Origin of the sequence: Pseudonocardia cypriaca (assembly GCF_006717045.1) — a bacterium.
Lineage (GTDB): Bacteria > Actinomycetota > Actinomycetes > Mycobacteriales > Pseudonocardiaceae > Pseudonocardia > Pseudonocardia cypriaca.
The window spans coordinates 277,112-295,701 of sequence record NZ_VFPH01000003.1; the positions used below are offsets into that span (position 1 = coordinate 277,112).

Here is an 18,590-nt window from a genome sequence, read left to right on the forward strand (position 1 = left end):
GGGGACGGCTGTGCGTCAGGCGGACGCGGTGTCGTCCACCAGCAGGTTGCGGGTGCGGTTCGGGTCGACCGGGATGCCGGGGCCCGTGGTCGTGGAGATCGTGACCTTCTTCAGGTACCGGCCCTTGGCGGCCGAGGGCTTGGCCCGCAGGATCTCATCGAGGGCGGCGCCGTAGTTCTCCACCAGCTTCTCGGTGTCGAACGAGGCCTTGCCGATGACGATGTGCAGGTTCGCCTGCTTGTCCACCCGGAAGTTGATCTTGCCACCCTTGATGTCCTGGATGGCCTTGGTGACGTCCGGGGTGACGGTGCCGGTCTTCGGGTTCGGCATCAGGCCACGCGGGCCGAGGATACGGGCGATCCGGCCGACCTTGGCCATCTGGTCCGGCGTGGCGATCGCCGCGTCGAAGTCCAGCCAGCCGCCCTGGATGCGCTCGATCAGGTCCTCGGCGCCCACCACGTCGGCGCCTGCGGCCTCGGCCTCTGCGGCCTTGTCACCGGTGGCGAACACGATGACGCGCGCCGTCTTGCCGGTGCCGTGAGGCAGGTTCACGGTGCCGCGGACCATCTGGTCGGCCTTGCGGGGGTCGACGCCGAGCCGCATGGCCACCTCGACGGTGGCGTCCATCTTGCTGCTCGAGGTCTCCTTCGCCAGTGCGGCGGCCTCGAGCGGGCTGTAGAGCCGGCTGCTCTCGATCTTCTCGGCGGCCTGGCGGTAGATCTTGCTGCGCTGTGCCATTGCTCTGTCCTCTTGTCGGATCAGTTGTGGTACGAGCCGCGCCCGGCTCTCCCACGCTTACGAGTCGGTATAACGCTCAGCCGTTGACCGTGATGCCCATCGACCGCGCCGTACCGGCGATGATCTTGGCGGCCTGGTCGAGGTCGTTGGCGTTGAGGTCGCGCATCTTGGCCTGCGCGATCTGCCGCACCTGCTCCATGGTCACCGAGGCGACCTTGGTCTTGTGCGGCTCGCCGCTGCCCTTGTCCACACCGGCGGCCTTGAGCAGCAGCCTGGCGGCGGGCGGCGTCTTGAGCTCGAAGGTGAACGAGCGGTCCTCGTACACCGAGATCTCGACGGGCACCACGTCGCCGCGCTGCGACTCGGTGGCGGCGTTGTAGGCCTTGCAGAACTCCATGATGTTGACGCCGTGCTGGCCGAGCGCGGGGCCGACCGGCGGGGCCGGCGTCGCGGCGCCTGCCTTGATCTGGAGCTTGATGATCGCGGAGAGCTTCCGCTTCTTGGGAGGCATGTCGTTTCCCTGTCGTGGTTTTCCTGCGCGCCGCGGACCTGCCTGCCGCGGCGGGGGTCAGATCTTCGAGACCTGGCTGAACGCCAGCTCGACGGGGGTCTCGCGGCCGAAGATGGACACGAGGACCTTGAGCTTCTGGGCGTCGATGTTGACTTCGCTGATGGTGGCCGGGAGCGTGGCGAACGGGCCGTCCATGACGGTGACCGACTCGCCCACCTCGAAGTCGACCTCGACGGCCGCCTTGCCGGCTCCGCCGGACGCGACGTCGGCCTTGCCCCCGGCACCCGCGGCCGCGGGCTGCTTGGGCTCGACCTTCGGGAGGAGGAACTTGATGACGTCGTCGTGCGACAGCGGCGACGGGCGCGACGTGGCGCCCACGAAGCCGGTGACGCCGGGGGTGTTGCGCACGGCGCCCCACGACTGGTCGTTGAGCTCCATCCGAACGAGGATGTAGCCGGGCAGCACCTTGCGCTGCACCTGCTTGCGCTGCCCGTTCTTGATCTCGGTGACCTCTTCGGTGGGCACCTCGACCTGGAAGATGTAGTCCTCGACGTCCAGGGTCTGGATGCGGGTCTCGAGGTTGGTCTTCACCTTGTTCTCGTAACCCGCGTAGGAGTGCACGACGTACCAGTCGCCAGGGGCGCGCCGCAGCGCGGCCCGCATCTCCTCGACCGGGTCGACCTCCTCCTCGGCCACGTCGGCCTCGGGCTCGGCGGCCTCGACCGCGGTGTCGTCGGCGTCGGCGCCGTCGATGTCGGTGTCTTCGGCCTCGGTGGCGTCGTCCGCGTCCGTGGGCTCGGCGTCGGCGGCCGCGGCCGGCTCCTCGACGGTGTCCACGGCGTCCGCCGCGCCATCGAGCTGGTCAGCCTCGCGCTCGGTCACGTGCCTCTCGCTTCCTTCGTCCGTGTCGTGCGTGCTGGCGGCCGTGGTCACGTGCCGAACACGTACTGCACGCCCTGCGCGAACACCAGGTCAAACAGCCAGACCAGCGCGACCATGAACGACACGAAGACCAGCACGACGATCGTGTAGGTGACCAGCTGGTTGCGGGTGGGCCAGATGACCTTCCGCAGCTCGGCGACCACCTCGCGCAGGAACCTGGCGAGCCGGGCGAACAGCGAGACGCGTGCCGGGCGGGCCTCGCGAACCGCGGACCGCCCGCCCCGGGTCTCGCCGGTGGGCGCGGGACCGGAGCGCCGACCCCGACGGTCGGCGGCGGTGCTCGGGCGTTCCTGCCCGTCTCCGCGCGCCTCGCGTTCCTCAGTCACGCCCGCATCCTCCAGCTCACCCGCGGCCCGGTCGCCGTTAGTCCCTTACTCCGATCCAGCACATCCTGCAGTGGCAGGGGTGACAGGACTTGAACCTGCAACCTGCGGTTTTGGAGACCGCTGCTCTGCCAATTGAGCTACACCCCTAGACCAGCTCCGCCCCATGGAGGCGGAGGGGCGCACCGCGTAGCGGCGCACCCAGCACGTCGAGTGTACGGCACCCCACACCGGCGTCCGTCACCGCACACCCCCGGTGGGGGCACGACGGTTCCATGCGACCCGCTGGAGGAGGATGGTCGCATGGCTCCCAGCACCTCGACGAGCACCGTCCCCGCAACCCGCCGCGTCTCCGCCCGCATCGGCGGCATCGCCGAGTCGGCGACGATGGCGGTGGACGCGAAGGCGAAGGCGTTGAAGGCCGCGGGGCGTCCGGTCATCGGTTTCGGTGCCGGAGAGCCCGACTTCCCGACGCCGCCCGCCGTGGTGGCCGCGGCCGAGGCGGCCTGCGCCGACCAGCGCAACCACCGCTACACCCCCGCCGCGGGCCTGCCCGAGCTGCGTGAGGCGATCGCCGCGAAGACGCTCCGCGACTCCGGGCTCGAGATCGCCCCGTCGCAGGTGCTCGTGACCAACGGCGGCAAGCAGGCCGTCTACCAGGCGTTCGCCACCCTGCTCGACCCGGGCGACGAGGTGCTGCTGCCCACTCCGTACTGGACCACCTACCCGGAGGCGGTGGCGCTCGCCGGAGGGGTGGCCGTGCCGGTGGTGTGCGGCCCGGAGGCGAACTACCTGCCGTCGGTGGAGCAGCTCGAGGAGGCGCGCACGGAGCGCACGAAGGTGCTGCTGTGGTGCTCGCCGTCGAACCCGACGGGTGCGGTCGCATCGCGGGAGCTCACGGAGGCCGTCGGGCGCTGGGCCGTCGAGCACGGCGTCTGGGTGGTCACCGACGAGATCTACGAGCACCTGGTCTACGACGGCGCGGAGGCCGTCTCGATGCCGGTCGTCGTGCCGGAGCTCGCCGACACGTGCGTGGTGATCAACGGCGTCGCCAAGACGTACGCGATGACAGGTTGGCGGGTGGGCTGGCTGGCCGGCCCGGCCGATGTCGTCAAGGCGGCGGCCAACCTCCAGTCGCACCTGTCGTCGAACGTCGCCAACGTCTCCCAGCGGGCGGCGCTCGCGGCGATCTCCGGCCCGCTCGACGCGGTCGTCGAGATGCGCGCGGCGTTCGACCGCAGGCGCCGCACGATGGTCGAGCTGCTGCAGGCCATCCCAGGCGTCGAGTGCCCGACGCCGCGCGGGGCGTTCTACGCCTACCCCTCGGTGCAGGCGCTGCTGGGCAAGGAGCTGCGCGGAGCGCGTCCGGCGACGAGCGTGGAGCTGGCCGCCGCGGTGCTGGAGCACGCAGAGGTGGCGGTGGTTCCCGGCGAGGCGTTCGGGACGCCCGGCTTCTTCCGGCTGTCCTACGCCCTCGGCGACGACGACCTGCGCACGGGCGTGGAGCGCATGGGCGCCCTGCTGGCCGAAGCGAGGTGAGGGACCGGACGGGCTGCTGCGCCCGTCCGGCCCTGTCTCACTTGTCGAGCTCCGCCAGCGCGACGAGCGCCGCGGCGCGGCCGGCGTACTTCCACTTGCCGAGGTCACCCACGGTCTTGATGCCGAGCGTCTTCAGCGCCTCGTCGTGCCTCTCGGTGAGTCCTTCGAGCGCCGACGGCGGCGCCTTGAGGATCTCGGCGGCCGTCTTGTCCTCCCACGCCTTGTCCACGAGCTTGCCGAACTGCACGTCGTGCTCCCTCCGGGTCAAGCCGATGTCGACCCGGGCAGGATCGACCCGTAGCGCCGCGGCGGGCAACTCGGAGGGGTCACTCGGACCGGACGGCGACCTCGGCGATCGCGCGGCCCAGGACCGTCTTGCCCTCGAACGCGGCCGTGATGGCGACCTTCGCGATGCGCTCGCCGCCGTCGTTCTCGCTGATGCCGGTGACCTTGCCGCTGATCTCGACGAGGGCGCCATCGTCGTCGTCGGGCACGACCACGGGGCGGGTGAAGCGCACGCCGTAGCTGCGCACGGCGGCCGGGCTTCCGGCCCAGTCGGTGACGAGCCTGCCGGCGAGCGCCATCGTCAGCATGCCGTGGGCGATGACGCCGGGAAGGCCGGCCGAGGTGGCGACGCGGTCGCTCCAATGGATCGGGTTGAAGTCGCCGGACGCGCCCGCGTACCGCACGAGGTCGGCGCGCGTGACCCGCAGCGACAGCGGCGGCAGCTCGTCCCCGACGGCCGTCACGACTCCCCCTCGGCTGCCGTGACGAGCAGGAGCTTCGTGGTGGCGACCCGCTCGCCGTCGGTGTCGGCGACCTCGCAGCGCAGGGTCAGCATGTGGCTGCCACCCCGGGTCCTGAGGTCGTCGACGTGGATCGTGGTGACCAGGTCGTCGCCGCCGCAGATCGGGCGGTACAGCGTGATCGACTGGTCGCCGTGGACCATGCGGAGGTAGTCCCAGCCGAACGCCGGGTCCCGCAGGAACGCCTCGATCACCGGCATGGTGAACGTCACCGCGAAGGTCGGCGGCGCGACGACGTCGGGGTGACCGGCAGCGCGAGCCGCGTCGACGTCCAGACACACGGAAGCGCCCTCGCCGATGGCGAGGGCGAACTCCCGGACCTTCTCACGGCCGACCCGGTAGGGAGCTGTCGGGGGCAGCGCCTTCCCGACGTACGAGACGTCGGGCACGCTCAGCGCGTCTCGCGGTGCTCGCGGTGGGTGCCGCAGTTGGGGCAGAACTTCTTGATGGTGAGCCGGTCGGGGTCGTTGCGCCGGTTCTTCTTGGTGATGTAGTTGCGGTGCTTGCACTGCTCGCACGCCAGCGTGATCTTCGGCCGGACGTCCGTGGCCTTCGCCATCGCGGGTGCCTCCTGCTGAGCTGTCTGGTGGATCTGTGTAGAGCCGGTAGCGGCGGCCGGACTTGAACCGGCGACACAGCGATTATGAGCCGCTTGCTCTACCGACTGAGCTACGCCGCTTCGCGGAGCCGGACCATGCCGTTCCGCAGAGCCCCTTTACGGAATCGAACCGTAGACCTTCTCCTTACCATGGAGACGCTCTGCCGACTGAGCTAAAGGGGCGGCAGACCGAGCAGGCGGTCACTCCCGCACGGCCGCAGACGATGCTACACAACCCTGCAGCGGGGCCGGAAACGGGTACCTCGTCACCAGCTCGACTTCCGCACCCCCGGCAGGTAGCCCTCGTGCACGAGCCCGCGCAGCCGCACGCGGGACACCCCGAAGGCGCGCAGGTGGCCGCGCGGGCGGCCGTCCACGGAGTCGCGGTTGCGCACGCGGGTGGCGCTCGCGTCGCGGGGCTGCCGGGCGAGGTCCCGCTGCGCCTCCGCCTTCTCCTCCGGTGTGGCGGTCGGCCGCGCGATCACCGCCTTCAGCTCCGCCCGCCGGGCCGCGTGGCGGGCCACCACGGCCTTGCGGTGCTCGTTGCGGGCGATCTTCGCCTTCGTCGCCATCAGACCTTCCCCCCTCGGGCCCTGATCAGCCGCACGGCTGCGTCGACGCCGATCCGGTCGATCGTCCTGATCGCGTCCGTGGACAGGCGCAGCCGCACGTAGCGGCCCTCCGCCGCGTACCAGTAGCGCTTGGACTGGATGTTCGGGTCCCACCGCCGGCTCGTGCGGCGGTGGGAGTGCGATACGGACTTGCCGAAGCCGGGCTCACGACCCGTGAGCTGGCAACGTCGGGACACGGTCAGCCCCTCCCGGCGTGCGGGTAGGGCAGGAGCGCCATCTCGCGGGCGTTGCGGATCGCGACGGCCACCCGGCGCTGCTGCTGCGGCGTCAGCCCGGTCACCCGGCGGGCCCGGATCTTCCCGCGGTCGGAGATGAACGTCCGCAGCAAGGTGACGTCCTTCCAGTCGACATCGGTGATGCCCCTCACGTGCAGCGGGTTGGCCTTCCGCTTGAGCGGTCGGCGTACGGCGGGTCGCATCAGCGCTCCTCGCGGAACTCGACGTGCCGCCGGATCGCCGGGTCGTACTTGCGCAGCACCATCCGGTCCGGGTCGTTGCGGCGGTTCTTGCGGGTCACGTACGTGGTGCCGGTGCCCGCGGTCGACCGCAGCTTCACGATCGGACGTACCTCGTTGCGCGCCATCCTCCACCCTCCTCGTAAACGACATTCATTTTCATCTAAGCTCAACGTACCCGACCTAGGAGGGATTCCGTGAGCCGACCCGAGCTGCTGGTGCTCTGCGGGCTGCACGCGCCGGGCACCGAGGCGGTGATCACCCGGATCCGGGCACTCGACCCGGACGTCGCCGTGCTGCACCACGACCTGCGCGACATCGGGTCCGGGCGCGTGCACCGGCGACTGCGCCACGGCGACCACGACGCGTGGACGGTGTTGGAGCTCGCGCACGGCTGCCTGTCCTGCACGCTGCGCGAGGACCTGCTCCCGCAGCTGCACCGGCTGAGCGAGCCGGGGGGTCCGCGGCGGATCGTGCTGCACCTCGACCCCGCCCTCGAACCGGAGCAGGTCTGCTGGTCGCTCCTGCACGTGCTCGTCGACGACGCCCCGATCACCGACCGCGTCGACCTGCGCGGCGTGATCACCTGCATCGACGCCGGCAGCTGGCTCGACGACGCCACCGGCGACCTGACGGTCGGCGAACGGGGCCTGGCCGAGCTGCCGGACGACGAGCGGACCGTGGCGCAGGTCGCGGTCGGGCAGGCCGAGTTCGCCGACGTGCTCGTGCACACCGGCACCGCGGACGCGTGGCAGCTCGCCCGCACCGACGCCGTGCTGGAGCGGCTCGCGCCCTCCGCGACGCGGACGTTCCTGTCCGGGCTCGACGCCGGTGTGCTGCTCGCCGACCTCCCCCCGGGTGCCCGCCGCGGCCGCCCGGACGACGTGCACGGCCCGCTGCTGCGCGGGCAGCCGCCGCTCGACCGCGACTGCGGCGTGCAGCTCTCGGTGTTCTCCGCGCGGCGGCCGTTCCACCCGGAGCGCCTGCACGAGGCGATCGACGCGCTGCTCGACGGCGTGGTGCGCACCCGGGGGCGGATCTGGCTCGCGACGCGACCGGCGGCCGTGCTCTGGCTGGAGTCGGCGGGTGGCGGGCTGCGGATCGGGGAGGCGGGCGAGTGGCTCGCGGCCGGGGACGCCGCCGCATGGGCCGCCGCCGACCACGAACGGCGCGCGCTCGCCTCGCTCGGCTGGCACCCGCGCTTCGGCGACCGCTCCCAGGACGTCGTCGTGCTCTCCCACGACGCCGACCCGGCCGGCATCCAGGCCGCCCTCGCCGCAGCGCTGCTCACCGACGCCGAGCTGGCCGCGGGCGAGGCAGCGTGGCGCACCTTCCCCGACCCCTTCGGCTGGTGGCACACCGACCCCTGCGACCCGCCCGCAGGCGTCACCGCCGCCGGCAACCCCGACACCGAGCACGAGGAGCACTGATGGCCGTCCCCAAGCGCCGCACGTCCCGGTCGAACACCCGCAAGCGCCGGGCGCAGTGGAAGGCGACCCCGCCGGACCTGGTGCCGATCACGATCGCCGGCCGCCGCCACCTGGTCCCCCGCCGCCTGGTGCGCGCCTACGAGCGGGGGCTGCTGACCCCGGAGTGAGCCCACACGGCGCGCGCCATCTCTGCCGGCGCACGCGGTGTCCGGTGACGCGCCCCGCCGATGCGCCACGTGGGCCGACACGGGGCGCGTGGGCGGCACCCGGGGAGCTTGATCAGCAGTTCGGCGCGTTCCCGGCTGGTTTCGGCCGTTCTCGCACCGAAGCCCCGATCATGGATGTGAGACCGCCTTCGGTGGCGCCGCGCGCCGAAGGGGCAGGCCCATGCCTGCCCGCGAAGCGGCCCCGCACGATGCCTGGCGCCGCCGAAGGCCGTACTCCTGCCGAACCACGAGCGCCGACCGATGGCCTCAGGCCCACCGGCTATCAGTCGCCCCAGCTCACCGCGGGGTAAGGGCTCCTGGCAGGCCCCTTACCCGCGTCGTGCGATCAGCACCCCGAGCACGACGTGATCGCCCGATGTGAGGACAGGACCCTCAGGCCGAACCTGGTCTCATGTTCGCCGACTTCGCAGACATGTCCACCCGGTCCGAGCACCACCGCGCCGAGCTCCTCGCCGACGCCGAGAACTTCCGGCTCGCCCGGCTCGTCCGCAAGGCGACCCGCAGCAGGCGGCGCGAGATGCCGCAGAGCGATCCGCCGCAGCCTGGTCCTGCACCGCGCAATGACCACGCAGAACGTCGGTACGCCGTGTCACGATGACCGATGTGGCGCGGCTGGGGGTCGGTATCGAGCTGGTGGGGCGCCGGCACGAGGTGTCCGCGCTCACCGGTGCCCTCGATCGCGCCGCCACCGGCAGGCCCACCGGTCTGCTGATGTCCGGCGACGCCGGGGTGGGGAAGTCCCGGCTCGTGGCGGAGGCGGTCGAGCGGGCGGCCGCTGCCGGCTTCACCGTGCTGGTGGGCCGGTGCCTCGACACGGCGGAGTCCGCGCTGCCGTACCTGCCGTTCACCGAGATCGTCGGCGCGCTGGCGGTCACCCGTCCCGAGCTGGTCGCCGAGCACGTCGCGCTGCGGCACCTGCTGCCGGGCGGCGGCACGGCGCGGGCGGCGGCCACCGGGGAGCAGCGCGACCTGGGCCAGCTGCAGGTGTTCGACGCCGTCCTGTCGGCGCTCGACCACCTCACGGCCATCACGCCCGCGCTGCTGGTGGTCGAGGACATCCACTGGTCCGACCGCTCCAGCCGCGACCTGCTGTTCTTCCTGCTCTCCAGGCTCACCGGGCAGCGGCTCGTCGTGCTGGCCACCTACCGCAGCGACGACCTGCACCGGCGCCACCCGCTGCGGCCGCTGCTCTCGGAGCTGGTGCGGCTGCCGCAGGTCGAGCGGGTCGACCTCGGGCCGCTCGCCGCGCGCGAGTCGCTAGAGCTCGTGCGCATGCTCGCCGACGGCAGCCTCCCCGAACCGAAGCTGCGGCGGATCGCCCGGCGCAGCGAGGGCAACGCGTTCTTCGCGGAGGAGCTGGTGTCCGCCTCCTCCGACGGTCTGCCGCACGGGCTCGTCGAGGTGCTGGTGGCCCGCATCGAGGGGCTCTCCCCCACCACCCAGCGGGTGCTGCGGATCGCCTCCGTCGCCGGGCGCATGGTGAGCCACCGCAGGCTCGCCGCGGTGTCCGGCCTGTCCGACGACGACCTGGAGCAGGCGCTTCGCGAGGCGGTCGCCCACCACATCCTGCTCCCGGCCGACACCGAGCCGGGCGCGTTCGGCGCCGACGACGGCTACCAGTTCCGGCACGCCCTGCTGCGCGAGGCGATCTACCACGAGCTGCTGCCGGGCGAGCGCAGCCGGGTGCACGCCCGGTACGCCGAGCTGCTCGCGGTGCCGGGCGGTTCGGGCCCGCGCGGGGTCGCCGAGCCGGGCCGCGCCGCGGAGCTGGCCCACCATGCGATGGCAGGCCACGACCTGCGCCTCGCGTTGGCCGCGTCGGTGCAGGCCGCGCTGGAGGCCGACGACCGCGAGGCGCCTGCCGAGGTGCTGCTGCACGCCGAGCGCGCCATCGAGCTGTGGCAGGCGGTTCCCGATGCGGAGGCGGTGGCCGGCGTCGACGAGGGCACCGTCACCCGGTGGGCGGCGTGGGGCGCCAGTAGCACCGGCGACCCCGACCGCGGGATCGCGCTCGGCAAGCGGGCGCTCGAGCTCGCCGAGGGGAGCGGCGACTCGGCGCTCAGCGCCCGGATCGGGCAGCGGTACGCGTTGCGGTTGCTGGATCTCGCGGGCCGGGAGGAGGAGGCGCTCGCCGCGGCCCGGCGCGCACTGGAGCTGCTCGAGCGGGAGGCTCCTTCGCCCGAGCTCGCCTGGTCGCACGCCGTGCTCGCCCGCGTGCTCACGCGGATCGACCGCTTCGCGGAGGCCGTGGCCGAGGCCGAGACCGCGCTGGCCGTTGCCCAGCACCTGCCGGCCGCCCCCGAGCCCGACCCCGACCTCGACGCCGCCAAGGCCGATGCGTTGGTCACGCTCGCCGTGTGCGCGGAGTACGGCGGCGACCCCGAACGCGCGCGGCAGCTCCTCGGCGAGGCGAAGCCGGTGGCCCGGCGGTCCGGCGAGCTGGCCGTCGAGCTGCGCGCCTACTACTCGCTCGGCATCTCGCTGCTCGACGAGGGCCGACTCGCAGAGGCGGGTGCGGAGTTCGCCGCGGGCGAGGAGCGGGCCGCCGCCACCGGCACCACCTGGAGCGGGTACGGGCTCAACCTGCGCGTCGCCCACGTGATCACCCGGTTCATGCGCGGTGAGTGGGACGCGGCGGAGGCGGCCGCCGAGATCGCGGGTGAGTCGGTGTCGGCCGTCGTCGCCACCCGGCTCGCCGCGGCCGGTCTGCTCACCGCCGTGGGGCGCGGCCGGTTCGGCCCTGCCGAGCGGCGGCTCGCCGAGCTGCGCGATTCCGCGCCCGTCGACGAGCAGGTGATCCTGCTCATGGGCGAGGCGGGCGCGGAGGCCGCGCTCTGGCAGGGCCGGCCCGACGAGGCGGCGCGCTGGGTCCGGGAGGCCATCGCCGGTCTCGAGGTCGGCTCCTACACCCAGCTCGCGCCGCACCTCGGCCGCATCCTGCTCGCAGCGCTCGGCGCGGCCGCCCACGCCGAGATGGCGGCGGTGGGCATGCAGCCGGTCGAGGCGGCCACCGCCGCGGCGCGCGAGATGGTGCGGATCGCCGAGGACGCCGCCGAGCACGGCCTCCCCCGCGCCGGCACGCTCGGACCGGAGGGCACCGCGTGGTTGCGGCGCGCGCGGGCCGAGCTCACCCGGCTCACCGGCCCCGACCCGCTCGCGTGGCGGGCGGTCGCCGACGCGTTCGGCTACGAGAGCGGTGGCATCACGTGTTCCGACACCGCGCGCGTCGGCTACCGCCAGGCGTACGCCCTGATGCGGCACGCCGAGGCCGTGCTGGCGGGCGGCGGGGCCCACGCGCAGGTCGAGCCCGACCTGCGCACGGCGTACGCCACCGCCAACGCATTCGGGGCCGCACCGCTCGCCGATGCGCTGCGGGAGCTGGCCCGGCGGGCGGGAGTGCAGCTGGAGCCCGCGGCGCCGAGCGCCGAACCGGCCGGGCCGGATCCCCTCACCCCTCGGGAGCGTTCGGTGCTCGCGCTCGTGGCGGAGGGTCGCACCAACCGGCAGGTGGGCGCCGAGCTGTTCATCAGCGAGAAGACGGTGAGCGTGCACCTGTCACGCGTGATGGGGAAGCTCGGGGCGAGCAGCCGCACGGAGGCGGTGAGCGTCGCGTATGCGCGGGGGCTGCTGGCACCCGCAGACCGGGAGCTGGCCCGGCCGACGCCTTGATTGATACCCCTCGGTAACTACTGTGGATGTGATCGGGTCCACACCGAGGAGGTTCGGCGATGACGTCGACGGGCACGAGCGCTTGGGTCGGCCGCCCCGACCTGTCCGACATCGGGTTCTGGACGTTGCCGATCGCCGAGCGGGCCGCCGCCTTCGCCGCCCTCCGGGAGCACGAACCGGTGCCGTTCTTCCCCGAACCGGACATCGGGCTCCCTCGCGGGCCCGGCTTCTGGGCCCTCACCAGGCTGGACGACGTCGTCGAGGCCAGCCGCAACGCCGCGGTGTTCGCCTCGGGCAAGGGTGCGACCAGCGTCGTGGACCAGCCGCCGGAGTTCCGCGAGTTCTACGGCTCGATGATCAACATGGACGACCCGCGCCACGCCCGGATGCGCCGCATCGTCTCCCGCGGTTTCACCCCGCGGCGGCTGGCCGATCTCACCGACGAGGTCCAGCGCACGGCCCGCGCCATCGTCGACGACGTGATCGACCAGGGCGGGTGCGACGCGGTCACCGCGATCTCGGCCCGCCTGCCGCTGAAGATCGTGTGCGACATGATGGGCGTACCCGAGAGCCAGCACGCGTTCGTGTTCGACCGCTCCAACATCATCCTCGGGCCGAACGACCCCGAGTACGTAGCGGATGCCGGCAACTTCGTCACCGCCCTGCTGCAGGCGGGCCACGACCTGGCCGAGCTGATGCGCGAACTGGGCAGGCACCGCGTCGAGCACCCGGCCGACGACGTCACGTCGGCGCTGGTCAACGCCGAGGTCGACGGCGAGCGGCTCACCCCCGACGAGCTGGCGAGCTTCTTCATCCTGCTCGTCGTGGCCGGCAACGAGACCACCCGCAACGCGATCAGCTGGGGCCTGCACCTGCTCACCGAGCACCCCGAGCAGCGGGCGGCGTGGTTGGCCGACATCGACGGCGTCACGCCGACCGCGGTGGAGGAGATCGTCCGGTGGGCCTCTCCGGTGATCTACATGCGGCGCACGCTCGCCGTCGACGCCGTGTTGGGCGGACAGCAGATGCGCGAGGGCGACAAGGTGGCGCTCTTCTACTGGGCCGCCAACCGCGACCCGGCGCACTTCCCCGACGCCGGCGGGTTCGACGTCCGCCGCTCGCCCAACCCGCACGTCGGCTTCGGCGGCGCGGGACCGCATTTCTGCCTGGGTGCACACCTGGCGCGGCGGGAGATGACCGTGATGTTCCGCGAGCTGCTCACCCGCGTGCCGGACATCGCCGCCACGGCACCACCACAGCGGCTGAAGTCGATGTTCATCAACGGGATCAAGCGGCTGCCGGTGGCGTTCACGCCCGGCGGGGCACGGTGATGGACTACCCGGAGGTGCCCGTCGGCGCGATCCTCGCGGGCTCGGCCCGTCGCTTCGGGCCGCGCACCGCCGTTCACTACTACGGCCGGGATCTCACGTTCGCACAGCTGCACGCGCGGGCATCGGCGTTCGCGCAGGCCCTGCGCGCGGCCGGCATCGGGCGCGGGGACGTCGTCGCGCTGCACCTGCCGAACTGCCCGCAGTACCCGATCGCGTACTACGGCACGCTGATGGCAGGCGCCACGTTCTCCCCGGCCAACCCGCTGCTCCCGCCGGCCGACCTCACCGCGCAGCTCGTCGACTGCGGGGCCGTCGCCGCCGTCACCTGGGCACCGGCGGCGCCTGCCCTCGCGGCCGCGCTACCGCACACCAGCATCCGGCTCGTGCTGGCGACGGACCGAGCACAGGCGCTCGACCCCGGCACGCCGGTCGCCGTGCCGGGAGCGCAGGACTTCGAGGCGTTCCACGCCGACGCTCCCACGGTCGCGCCCGATGTCGAGCTCGACGTGCACGCCGACCTCGCCCACCTCGCCTACACCGGGGGCACCACCGGACGCTCGAAGGGCGTGCTGCTCCCGCACCGCAACGTCGTGGTGAACACGCTGCAGTCCGCGTGCTGGGGCTCCGGAGCCCTACCCGCTCTCGACGCGCACGGCGGCCTGGTGCTCGACCAGGTGGAGCCGCCGGAGGAACGGCCGGTGCGGCTCGGCACCGGCTGCGCCGTCACCGTCACCCCGTGGTTCCACGCGATGGGGACGATCGGCGGGATGAACGTGCCGGTCCTGCGGGGCGACACCCTCGTGCTGCACGACCGGTTCGACCCGGGCGCCTACCTCGCCGACGCCGAGCGGTTCCGCGTCACGACGCTCGGCGGCGCCCCTCCGCTGTTCGGCGCCCTGCTGCGCCATCCCGACCTCGCCACCCGGGATCTGTCGTCGGTCCATTCGATCACCTCCGGGGCCGCCCCGATGCCCCTGGAGATGATCGAGGCGCTGCGCGCGCGGTTCGGGCCGGAGGTCGTGATCGCCGAGGGGTACGGCCTCACGGAGGTCACGATGGTGGCCACGCAGGCCCCGCTGGCGCGCTCTGCCGTGCGCAAGCCCGGCACGGTCGGTCCGCCGGTGTACGACACCGAGGTTCGCATCGTCGACCCGGCATCGTCCGATCCGACGCCGCTGCCGACGGGCGAGCCGGGAGAGGTGTGCGTCCGCGGTCCTCAGGTGATGATCGGCTACAAGGACCGTCCCGAGGAGACGGCCGCCGTGCTCGCGGACGGCTGGTTGCGCACGGGCGACATCGGCACCCTCGACGACGACGGCTATCTGTCGATCGTCGACCGCAAGAAGGACATGCTGCTCTACAAGGGCTACAACGTGTACCCGCGCGAGCTGGAGGAGCTGCTGCACGCCCGGCCGGGAGTGGTCGGGGCGGCGGTCGTGGGCCGGCCGGACCCGGCGGCGGGCGAGCTGCCGGTGGCGTTCGTCGTGGCACCGGGCCTCGGCGCACCGGAGGCGACCTCGCTCATGGAGGCGGTCAACGCCCAGGTGCTGCCGTACAAACGGCTGCGCGAGGTGCACCTGGTGGACGAGATCCCGGTCTCGGCCGCGGGCAAGGTCCTCAAACGCGCCCTCCGCGACCGCTTGGGTTAACGACCGGCGAACGGAGTGCGATAGCACGGGCATGGCTGCACCTGCCGCGTTCCGCACCTCCCGCGCCACCCGTCGCCGACGCGCCGCGCGGGTGCGCGCCGGGATCGAGGTGATCGGCTACGCGGGCAGCTTCGTCACGCTCGCGGCGATGCTCGTGCTGGCCGCCACCGCGGGCGCGCTCGCCGACGGGATGCCGGCGGGCGACGCAACCGTGACCGCGACGTACGAGCGCTAGGGGCGGCCGAACAGCTCGACCCGCGGCGAAGACGACCCGCGTGGAGCGAGCTACGCGGCGTCGACTTCCGCGGCCGGCTGCGGGATCGGTGTCTTCAGCACGTGGTCGACGAGCCGCATCACGAGCTGCTCGCCACCGAGGCGGTACCCGAACTCCTCCCACGTGAGCAGCTCGCGGGAGACCAGCTCACCGACCGGCCCCGGGTACAGCCTGGTGGCCCGGAACGCGGCGGCACGGAGCCGCATCTTCTCGTGATGGTCCATTGGAGCGGGATCCATTCGACTCACCTCCGCAGTACGAATGCGGTCCGACGCGCTCGGCGTTGAGTCGCCGCCCGTAGGTGGTTCCATGGTGAACTACCGGCGTCGGGACGCAAGAGGAAAGCATACGGAAGGGTGACCGATATCTCATTTTCTGGTCACCTCCGCCGAGCCACCTGACCAGGGCGTTCCCTGCAATTGCCTGAGCAAACCTCTGGTGCAATTGCGTTGTGGAATCGGTGGGTTCCCCGGCGCGTGGGGCCGTCGTAACGTCGGCCCATGGCGACTCCGGCCCGCTCCACCCTGCGCACGCGCGACGTCCTGTGGGCGGACGTCGAGGACGTGTACGGCGCGATCCTCGCCCACCCGTTCCTCACCGGGCTGGCCGACGGCACGCTGCCGCGGGCGTCCTTCCGGCACTTCATCGTGCAGGATGCCCACTACCTGCGCGGCTATGCGCGGGCCCTCGCCCTTTGTGCAGCCAAGGCGCCGGACGAGGGCAGCACGGTGATGTTCGCCGAGCACGCGGCACAGGCGATCGCGGCCGAGCGCGACATGCACGCCGCGCTGATGGCCGAGCTCGGTTCCTCGCCGGAGGAGGCCGCGCTGGAGCCGGTGGCGCCCACGACCCAGGCCTACGTCAGCTACCTGCTCGCCACCGCGTACGGCGGCTCGTTCGCCGAGGCGCTCGGCGCGGTGCTGCCGTGCTACTGGATCTACGCGCGCGTCGGCGACGAGCTGCTCGCGCGCAGCTCGCCCGACCCGCTCTACGCCCGCTGGATCGCGACGTACGGCGGCGACGCGTTCCAGGCGGTCGTCGACTCCGTGCTCGAGCTCACCGACCGCGTGGGCGAGACGATCTCCGACTCGGAGCGCGCGCTGATGCGCCAGCACTTCCACCGGACGGCGACGTACGAGTGGATGTTCTGGGACGCCGGGTACCGCAGGGAGACCTGGCCCGTCTAGCGCTGGTCGAGCCGGTCGGGGATCAGGATGTGGAGCAGGAAGCTCACCACGCCCACCACGATCGCCCCGAGGAACGCCGCCCCGAACCCGCCGACCTGGAACGGCAGGCCGAGCCCGCCCGCGATCGCGCCGGCAAGCATGAAGAGCAGCGCGTTGACCACGAGCCCGATGAGGCCGAGCGTCAGGACGTAGAACGGGCAGCCGACCACCTTGATCAACGGCTTCAGAACCGCGTTGACGAGACCGAAGATCAATGCAACACCGACGAGCGTGCCGATCCGGCTGCTCGTCGTGCCGGCCGTGTTGTCGATGCCGGGAACGATCAGCGTGGCCACCCACAGGCTGACCGCGACCACGATCACCCGGATGACGAGTGCGAGCGCGTTGGACATCGGGATCAGTCCACCAGCGCCTGGTTGACCAGCGTGCGCAGCTGCGGCTGGATCGGAGCGGTGCGCGGCGACGGGAGCGCCTGGGTGAAGAACATCGCGGTGACCTCCGCGGCCGGGTCGACGTAGAACGCGGTGCCGGCGAGCCCGCTCCAGGCGTACTCGCCCTCGTGCGTGAGAGTCTTCGCTGCCGCTGCGTCGACGACCACTGCCACGCCGAGACCGAACCCGATCCCCTGGTACGTCCGGTCGGCCGAGATCGGCCTGCCGATATCGGCGAGGTCGGCGCCGCCGGGCAGGTGGTTGCGGGTCATGTAGGCGACGGTGTGCGGGCTCAGCAACCGGACGCCGTCGAGCTCGCCGCCGCGGGCGAGCAGCTGGGTGAAGCGGTGGTAGTCGGCCGCGGTGGATACCAGCCCGCCCCCGCCCGACAGGACCGCCGGCTCGCGGGTGGCCTTGTCACCCATGGCCGTGTTGCGCAGCAGCCCGCCCGCCGGGTTCGGCGTGTAGAGAGCGGCGAGCCGGTCGACCTCGTCGGGCGCGACGGAGAACGCCGTCTCGTCCATGCCGAGCGGGGCGAACACCTCCTCGGCGAAGAACGCGTCGAGCCGCTGCCCCGACGCCACCTCGACGACCCGGCCGAGCACGTCGGTGGCCACCGAGTAGTTCCACTCGGCGCCCGGCTCGAACAGCAGCGGGAGGGACGCCCACACGTCGCACGCCCCGGCGAGGTCCATCCCGGGCGGACAGCCGAACTCGAAGCCCTTCGCGCGGTACATCTCGTCGACGGCGTGGGCGTGGTGCCAGCCGTAGGTCAGCCCCGCGGTGTGGGTGAGCAGGTGCCAGATGCGCATCGGCTCGGACGCGGGCACGGTGCCGGGGTTCACCGCGGAACCCGCCCGGTACACCCGCAGGTCGCCGAAGGACGGGATGTAGCGGGCCACGGGGTCGGTCAGCTCGAGCAGGCCGCGCTCGTAGAGCATCAGCGCAGCGACCGACGTGATCGGCTTGGTCATCGAGTAGATGCGCCAGATCGTGTCGTCGGCGACCGGTCGCCCGGCCTCCATGTCGGCGAGCCCGTGGTGGGCGTGGAACGCCACCCGGCCGCGGCGGGCCACCACCACGGTCCAGCCCGGGAGCTTGCCCTCGTCGACGTACCGCCGGAAGTGCGGCACGATCCGCTCCAGCCGCTGCCCGTCGAACCCGAGCTCCTCGGGTTCCGCGTCCACCTTGAGCTCCGCCACGGAACCGACAGTACCGCCGGGTGATCGCGCCGGGCGGGCGTCAGCAAAGCCACCTTGCTGACGCCCGGTGTCAGCAAGGTGGCTTTGCTGACATACCGGTCAGGCAGGGTGGGGCCGTGGAGCACACCCTGAGCGCCGTCGTCGTGCCCGTTCCCGAAGCCGAGCCGCGGGTCGGCGCGCTGCGCGCCGTGTTGGACCCGTCCGCCGCGCTCGGCGTGCCGGCGCACGTCACGATCATGTTCCCGTTCGTCCCGCCCGCCGACATCGACGACGGCGTGCTGGCCGCGCTCCGCGAGGTCTTCGCCGCCGCGCCCGCGTTCGAGGTCGAGTTCTCGAAGATCGGTTGGTTCGCCGACGTCGTGTGGTGGGCGCCGGATCCCGCGGAGCCGTTCGTTGCGCTCACCCGCGCGGTGTCGGCCCGGTTCGGCATGGAGCCGTACGAGGGTGGGCACGGTGAGGTCGTCGTCCCCCACCTGACGATCGGGCACGGCGCGCCGGTGGAACGGCTGCGCGCCGCGGAGGCCGAGGTGGCGGCCGGGCCGCCGGTGCGGGCGGCCGTCCGGTCCGCCGTGCTCCTGACCGGCTCTCGCGCGTCGGGGTCGTGGTCGACGGTGGCCGAGCTCCCGCTCGGCGGGGGATGATCGGTG

Annotated in this window: 25 protein-coding genes and 3 tRNA genes; 10 read left to right on the plus strand and 18 right to left on the minus strand. The window is 72.5% G+C overall.

The window, feature by feature from the left end:
* Positions 1-15: 15 nt before the first annotated feature.
* From rplA to FB388_RS33255, 5 genes are all read right to left on the minus strand, one after another.
* Complete coding sequence (gene rplA, locus FB388_RS33235) at positions 16-738, minus strand: 50S ribosomal protein L1 (protein WP_142106662.1); 723 nt, start codon at positions 736-738, stop codon at positions 16-18.
* Positions 739-814: 76 nt separating this feature from the next.
* Positions 815-1,249, minus strand: coding sequence for a 50S ribosomal protein L11 (gene rplK / locus FB388_RS33240; protein ID WP_142106663.1), 435 nt, complete (start codon positions 1,247-1,249; stop codon positions 815-817).
* 57 nt (positions 1,250-1,306) lie between these two features.
* Positions 1,307-2,131 carry a transcription termination/antitermination protein NusG gene (nusG, locus tag FB388_RS33245; protein ID WP_142106664.1) on the minus strand — a complete coding sequence of 275 codons (825 nt, stop codon included), beginning with the start codon at positions 2,129-2,131 and terminating at the stop codon, positions 1,307-1,309.
* A 47-nt stretch (positions 2,132-2,178) separates the two neighbouring features.
* Positions 2,179-2,517 (minus strand): preprotein translocase subunit SecE, encoded by a 339-nt coding sequence (gene secE, locus FB388_RS33250; protein WP_142106665.1) that lies wholly within the window; start codon positions 2,515-2,517, stop codon positions 2,179-2,181.
* A gap of 71 nt (positions 2,518-2,588) precedes the next feature.
* Positions 2,589-2,664: transfer RNA gene (locus FB388_RS33255), tRNA-Trp, on the minus strand.
* A 153-nt stretch (positions 2,665-2,817) separates the two neighbouring features.
* Here FB388_RS33255 and FB388_RS33260 point away from each other — a divergent pair.
* Entirely contained in the window at positions 2,818-4,053 is a 1,236-nt protein-coding gene (locus tag FB388_RS33260) for a pyridoxal phosphate-dependent aminotransferase (protein ID WP_142106666.1), read from the plus strand.
* 37 nt (positions 4,054-4,090) lie between these two features.
* Here the strand turns inward: FB388_RS33260 and FB388_RS33265 are convergent, their stop codons facing one another.
* From FB388_RS33265 to rpmG (FB388_RS33310), 10 genes are all read right to left on the minus strand, one after another.
* Complete coding sequence (locus FB388_RS33265) at positions 4,091-4,300, minus strand: hypothetical protein (RefSeq protein ID WP_142106667.1); 210 nt, start codon at positions 4,298-4,300, stop codon at positions 4,091-4,093.
* A gap of 79 nt (positions 4,301-4,379) precedes the next feature.
* On the minus strand, positions 4,380-4,802 hold the full coding sequence (locus tag FB388_RS33270) for a MaoC family dehydratase (RefSeq protein WP_142106668.1): 423 nt from the start codon (positions 4,800-4,802) through the stop codon (positions 4,380-4,382).
* Positions 4,799-5,248: an FAS1-like dehydratase domain-containing protein gene (locus FB388_RS33275; RefSeq protein WP_211362405.1), complete on the minus strand. Its 450-nt coding sequence runs from the start codon at positions 5,246-5,248 to the stop codon at positions 4,799-4,801. The genes FB388_RS33270 and FB388_RS33275 overlap by 4 nt, the downstream gene beginning before the upstream one ends.
* Positions 5,249-5,250: 2 nt before the next feature.
* Positions 5,251-5,418: a 50S ribosomal protein L33 gene (gene rpmG, locus FB388_RS33280; RefSeq protein WP_028929141.1), complete on the minus strand. Its 168-nt coding sequence runs from the start codon at positions 5,416-5,418 to the stop codon at positions 5,251-5,253.
* Positions 5,419-5,465: 47 nt separating this feature from the next.
* Positions 5,466-5,538: transfer RNA gene (locus tag FB388_RS33285), tRNA-Met, on the minus strand.
* Positions 5,539-5,567: 29 nt separating this feature from the next.
* Positions 5,568-5,640, minus strand: a tRNA-Thr gene (locus FB388_RS33290).
* A gap of 83 nt (positions 5,641-5,723) precedes the next feature.
* Positions 5,724-6,029, minus strand: coding sequence for a 30S ribosomal protein S14 (gene rpsN / locus FB388_RS33295; protein ID WP_142106669.1), 306 nt, complete (start codon positions 6,027-6,029; stop codon positions 5,724-5,726).
* On the minus strand, positions 6,029-6,265 hold the full coding sequence (gene rpmB / locus FB388_RS33300) for a 50S ribosomal protein L28 (RefSeq protein WP_142106670.1): 237 nt from the start codon (positions 6,263-6,265) through the stop codon (positions 6,029-6,031). The genes rpsN and rpmB overlap by 1 nt, the downstream gene beginning before the upstream one ends.
* A 2-nt stretch (positions 6,266-6,267) precedes the next feature.
* Positions 6,268-6,507: a 30S ribosomal protein S18 gene (gene rpsR, locus FB388_RS33305; RefSeq protein ID WP_142106671.1), complete on the minus strand. Its 240-nt coding sequence runs from the start codon at positions 6,505-6,507 to the stop codon at positions 6,268-6,270.
* Positions 6,507-6,671, minus strand: a complete 165-nt coding sequence (rpmG, locus tag FB388_RS33310) for a 50S ribosomal protein L33 (protein WP_142106672.1) — start codon at positions 6,669-6,671, stop codon at positions 6,507-6,509. The genes rpsR and rpmG (FB388_RS33310) overlap by 1 nt, the downstream gene beginning before the upstream one ends.
* 69 nt (positions 6,672-6,740) lie before the next feature.
* Here rpmG (FB388_RS33310) and mrf point away from each other — a divergent pair, with 69 nt between their 5' ends.
* The 7 genes from mrf (at position 6,741) to FB388_RS33345 (ending at position 15,084) form a co-directional block, all read left to right on the plus strand.
* Positions 6,741-7,973 carry a ribosome hibernation factor-recruiting GTPase MRF gene (gene mrf, locus FB388_RS33315; protein ID WP_142106673.1) on the plus strand — a complete coding sequence of 411 codons (1,233 nt, stop codon included), beginning with the start codon at positions 6,741-6,743 and terminating at the stop codon, positions 7,971-7,973.
* The gene (rpmF, locus tag FB388_RS33320; RefSeq protein WP_075952063.1) at positions 7,973-8,140 is read left to right on the plus strand and encodes a 50S ribosomal protein L32; all 168 of its coding nucleotides are present in this window, start codon (positions 7,973-7,975) and stop codon (positions 8,138-8,140) included. Before mrf ends, rpmF begins: the two co-directional genes overlap by 1 nt.
* Before the next feature lie 451 nt (positions 8,141-8,591).
* Positions 8,592-8,798 (plus strand): hypothetical protein, encoded by a 207-nt coding sequence (locus tag FB388_RS33325; RefSeq protein WP_142106674.1) that lies wholly within the window; start codon positions 8,592-8,594, stop codon positions 8,796-8,798.
* Entirely contained in the window at positions 8,795-11,869 is a 3,075-nt protein-coding gene (locus FB388_RS40980; RefSeq protein WP_142106675.1) for a helix-turn-helix transcriptional regulator, read from the plus strand. The genes FB388_RS33325 and FB388_RS40980 overlap by 4 nt, the downstream gene beginning before the upstream one ends.
* 59 nt (positions 11,870-11,928) lie before the next feature.
* A complete protein-coding gene (locus FB388_RS33335) occupies positions 11,929-13,200 on the plus strand; it encodes a cytochrome P450 (RefSeq protein WP_142106676.1) in 1,272 nt (423 codons plus the stop codon).
* Positions 13,200-14,849, plus strand: a complete 1,650-nt coding sequence (locus FB388_RS33340) for a class I adenylate-forming enzyme family protein (RefSeq protein ID WP_142106677.1) — start codon at positions 13,200-13,202, stop codon at positions 14,847-14,849. The genes FB388_RS33335 and FB388_RS33340 overlap by 1 nt, the downstream gene beginning before the upstream one ends.
* A gap of 31 nt (positions 14,850-14,880) precedes the next feature.
* Positions 14,881-15,084 carry a hypothetical protein gene (locus FB388_RS33345; RefSeq protein ID WP_142106678.1) on the plus strand — a complete coding sequence of 68 codons (204 nt, stop codon included), beginning with the start codon at positions 14,881-14,883 and terminating at the stop codon, positions 15,082-15,084.
* A gap of 50 nt (positions 15,085-15,134) precedes the next feature.
* Here FB388_RS33345 and FB388_RS33350 read toward each other — a convergent pair whose 3' ends face one another.
* On the minus strand, positions 15,135-15,362 hold the full coding sequence (locus tag FB388_RS33350; protein ID WP_246122666.1) for a hypothetical protein: 228 nt from the start codon (positions 15,360-15,362) through the stop codon (positions 15,135-15,137).
* Positions 15,363-15,623: 261 nt separating this feature from the next.
* On the opposite strand from FB388_RS33350, the gene tenA reads away from it, so the two are divergent.
* Positions 15,624-16,310 carry a thiaminase II gene (gene tenA / locus FB388_RS33355; protein WP_142106679.1) on the plus strand — a complete coding sequence of 229 codons (687 nt, stop codon included), beginning with the start codon at positions 15,624-15,626 and terminating at the stop codon, positions 16,308-16,310.
* On the opposite strand, the gene FB388_RS33360 is transcribed toward tenA, so the two are convergent.
* Positions 16,307-16,702: a phage holin family protein gene (locus FB388_RS33360; protein ID WP_142106680.1), complete on the minus strand. Its 396-nt coding sequence runs from the start codon at positions 16,700-16,702 to the stop codon at positions 16,307-16,309. The genes tenA and FB388_RS33360 overlap by 4 nt on opposite strands.
* Positions 16,703-16,707: 5 nt before the next feature.
* Positions 16,708-17,943 carry a serine hydrolase domain-containing protein gene (locus FB388_RS33365; protein ID WP_142106681.1) on the minus strand — a complete coding sequence of 412 codons (1,236 nt, stop codon included), beginning with the start codon at positions 17,941-17,943 and terminating at the stop codon, positions 16,708-16,710.
* Between the two features lie 116 nt (positions 17,944-18,059).
* Between FB388_RS33365 and FB388_RS33370 the strand changes: the two genes are divergently transcribed.
* A complete protein-coding gene (locus FB388_RS33370) occupies positions 18,060-18,584 on the plus strand; it encodes a 2'-5' RNA ligase family protein (protein ID WP_142106682.1) in 525 nt (174 codons plus the stop codon).
* Positions 18,585-18,590: the final 6 nt, after the last annotated feature.

Excerpts from the sequence above, each read along its gene's own strand:
- FB388_RS33360 (WP_142106680.1), bottom strand. The coding sequence starts at position 16,702 with ATGTCCAACGCGCTCGCACTCGTCATCCGGGTGATCGTGGTCGCGGTC.
- rpmG (WP_028929141.1), bottom strand. The coding sequence starts at position 5,418 with ATGGCGAAGGCCACGGACGTCCGGCCGAAGATCACGCTGGCGTGCGAG.
- FB388_RS33345 (WP_142106678.1), top strand. The coding sequence starts at position 14,881 with ATGGCTGCACCTGCCGCGTTCCGCACCTCCCGCGCCACCCGTCGCCGA.
- FB388_RS33340 (WP_142106677.1), top strand. The coding sequence starts at position 13,200 with ATGGACTACCCGGAGGTGCCCGTCGGCGCGATCCTCGCGGGCTCGGCC.
- FB388_RS33350 (WP_246122666.1), bottom strand. The coding sequence starts at position 15,362 with ATGGATCCCGCTCCAATGGACCATCACGAGAAGATGCGGCTCCGTGCC.
- FB388_RS33335 (WP_142106676.1), top strand. The coding sequence starts at position 11,929 with ATGACGTCGACGGGCACGAGCGCTTGGGTCGGCCGCCCCGACCTGTCC.
- FB388_RS33260 (WP_142106666.1), top strand. The coding sequence starts at position 2,818 with ATGGCTCCCAGCACCTCGACGAGCACCGTCCCCGCAACCCGCCGCGTC.
- rplK (WP_142106663.1), bottom strand. The coding sequence starts at position 1,249 with ATGCCTCCCAAGAAGCGGAAGCTCTCCGCGATCATCAAGCTCCAGATC.
- rplA (WP_142106662.1), bottom strand. The coding sequence starts at position 738 with ATGGCACAGCGCAGCAAGATCTACCGCCAGGCCGCCGAGAAGATCGAG.
- FB388_RS40980 (WP_142106675.1), top strand. The coding sequence starts at position 8,795 with ATGACCGATGTGGCGCGGCTGGGGGTCGGTATCGAGCTGGTGGGGCGC.
- rpsR (WP_142106671.1), bottom strand. The coding sequence starts at position 6,507 with ATGCGACCCGCCGTACGCCGACCGCTCAAGCGGAAGGCCAACCCGCTG.
- rpmG (WP_142106672.1), bottom strand. The coding sequence starts at position 6,671 with ATGGCGCGCAACGAGGTACGTCCGATCGTGAAGCTGCGGTCGACCGCG.
- rpsN (WP_142106669.1), bottom strand. The coding sequence starts at position 6,029 with ATGGCGACGAAGGCGAAGATCGCCCGCAACGAGCACCGCAAGGCCGTG.
- FB388_RS33325 (WP_142106674.1), top strand. The coding sequence starts at position 8,592 with ATGTTCGCCGACTTCGCAGACATGTCCACCCGGTCCGAGCACCACCGC.
- tenA (WP_142106679.1), top strand. The coding sequence starts at position 15,624 with ATGGCGACTCCGGCCCGCTCCACCCTGCGCACGCGCGACGTCCTGTGG.
- rpmF (WP_075952063.1), top strand. The coding sequence starts at position 7,973 with ATGGCCGTCCCCAAGCGCCGCACGTCCCGGTCGAACACCCGCAAGCGC.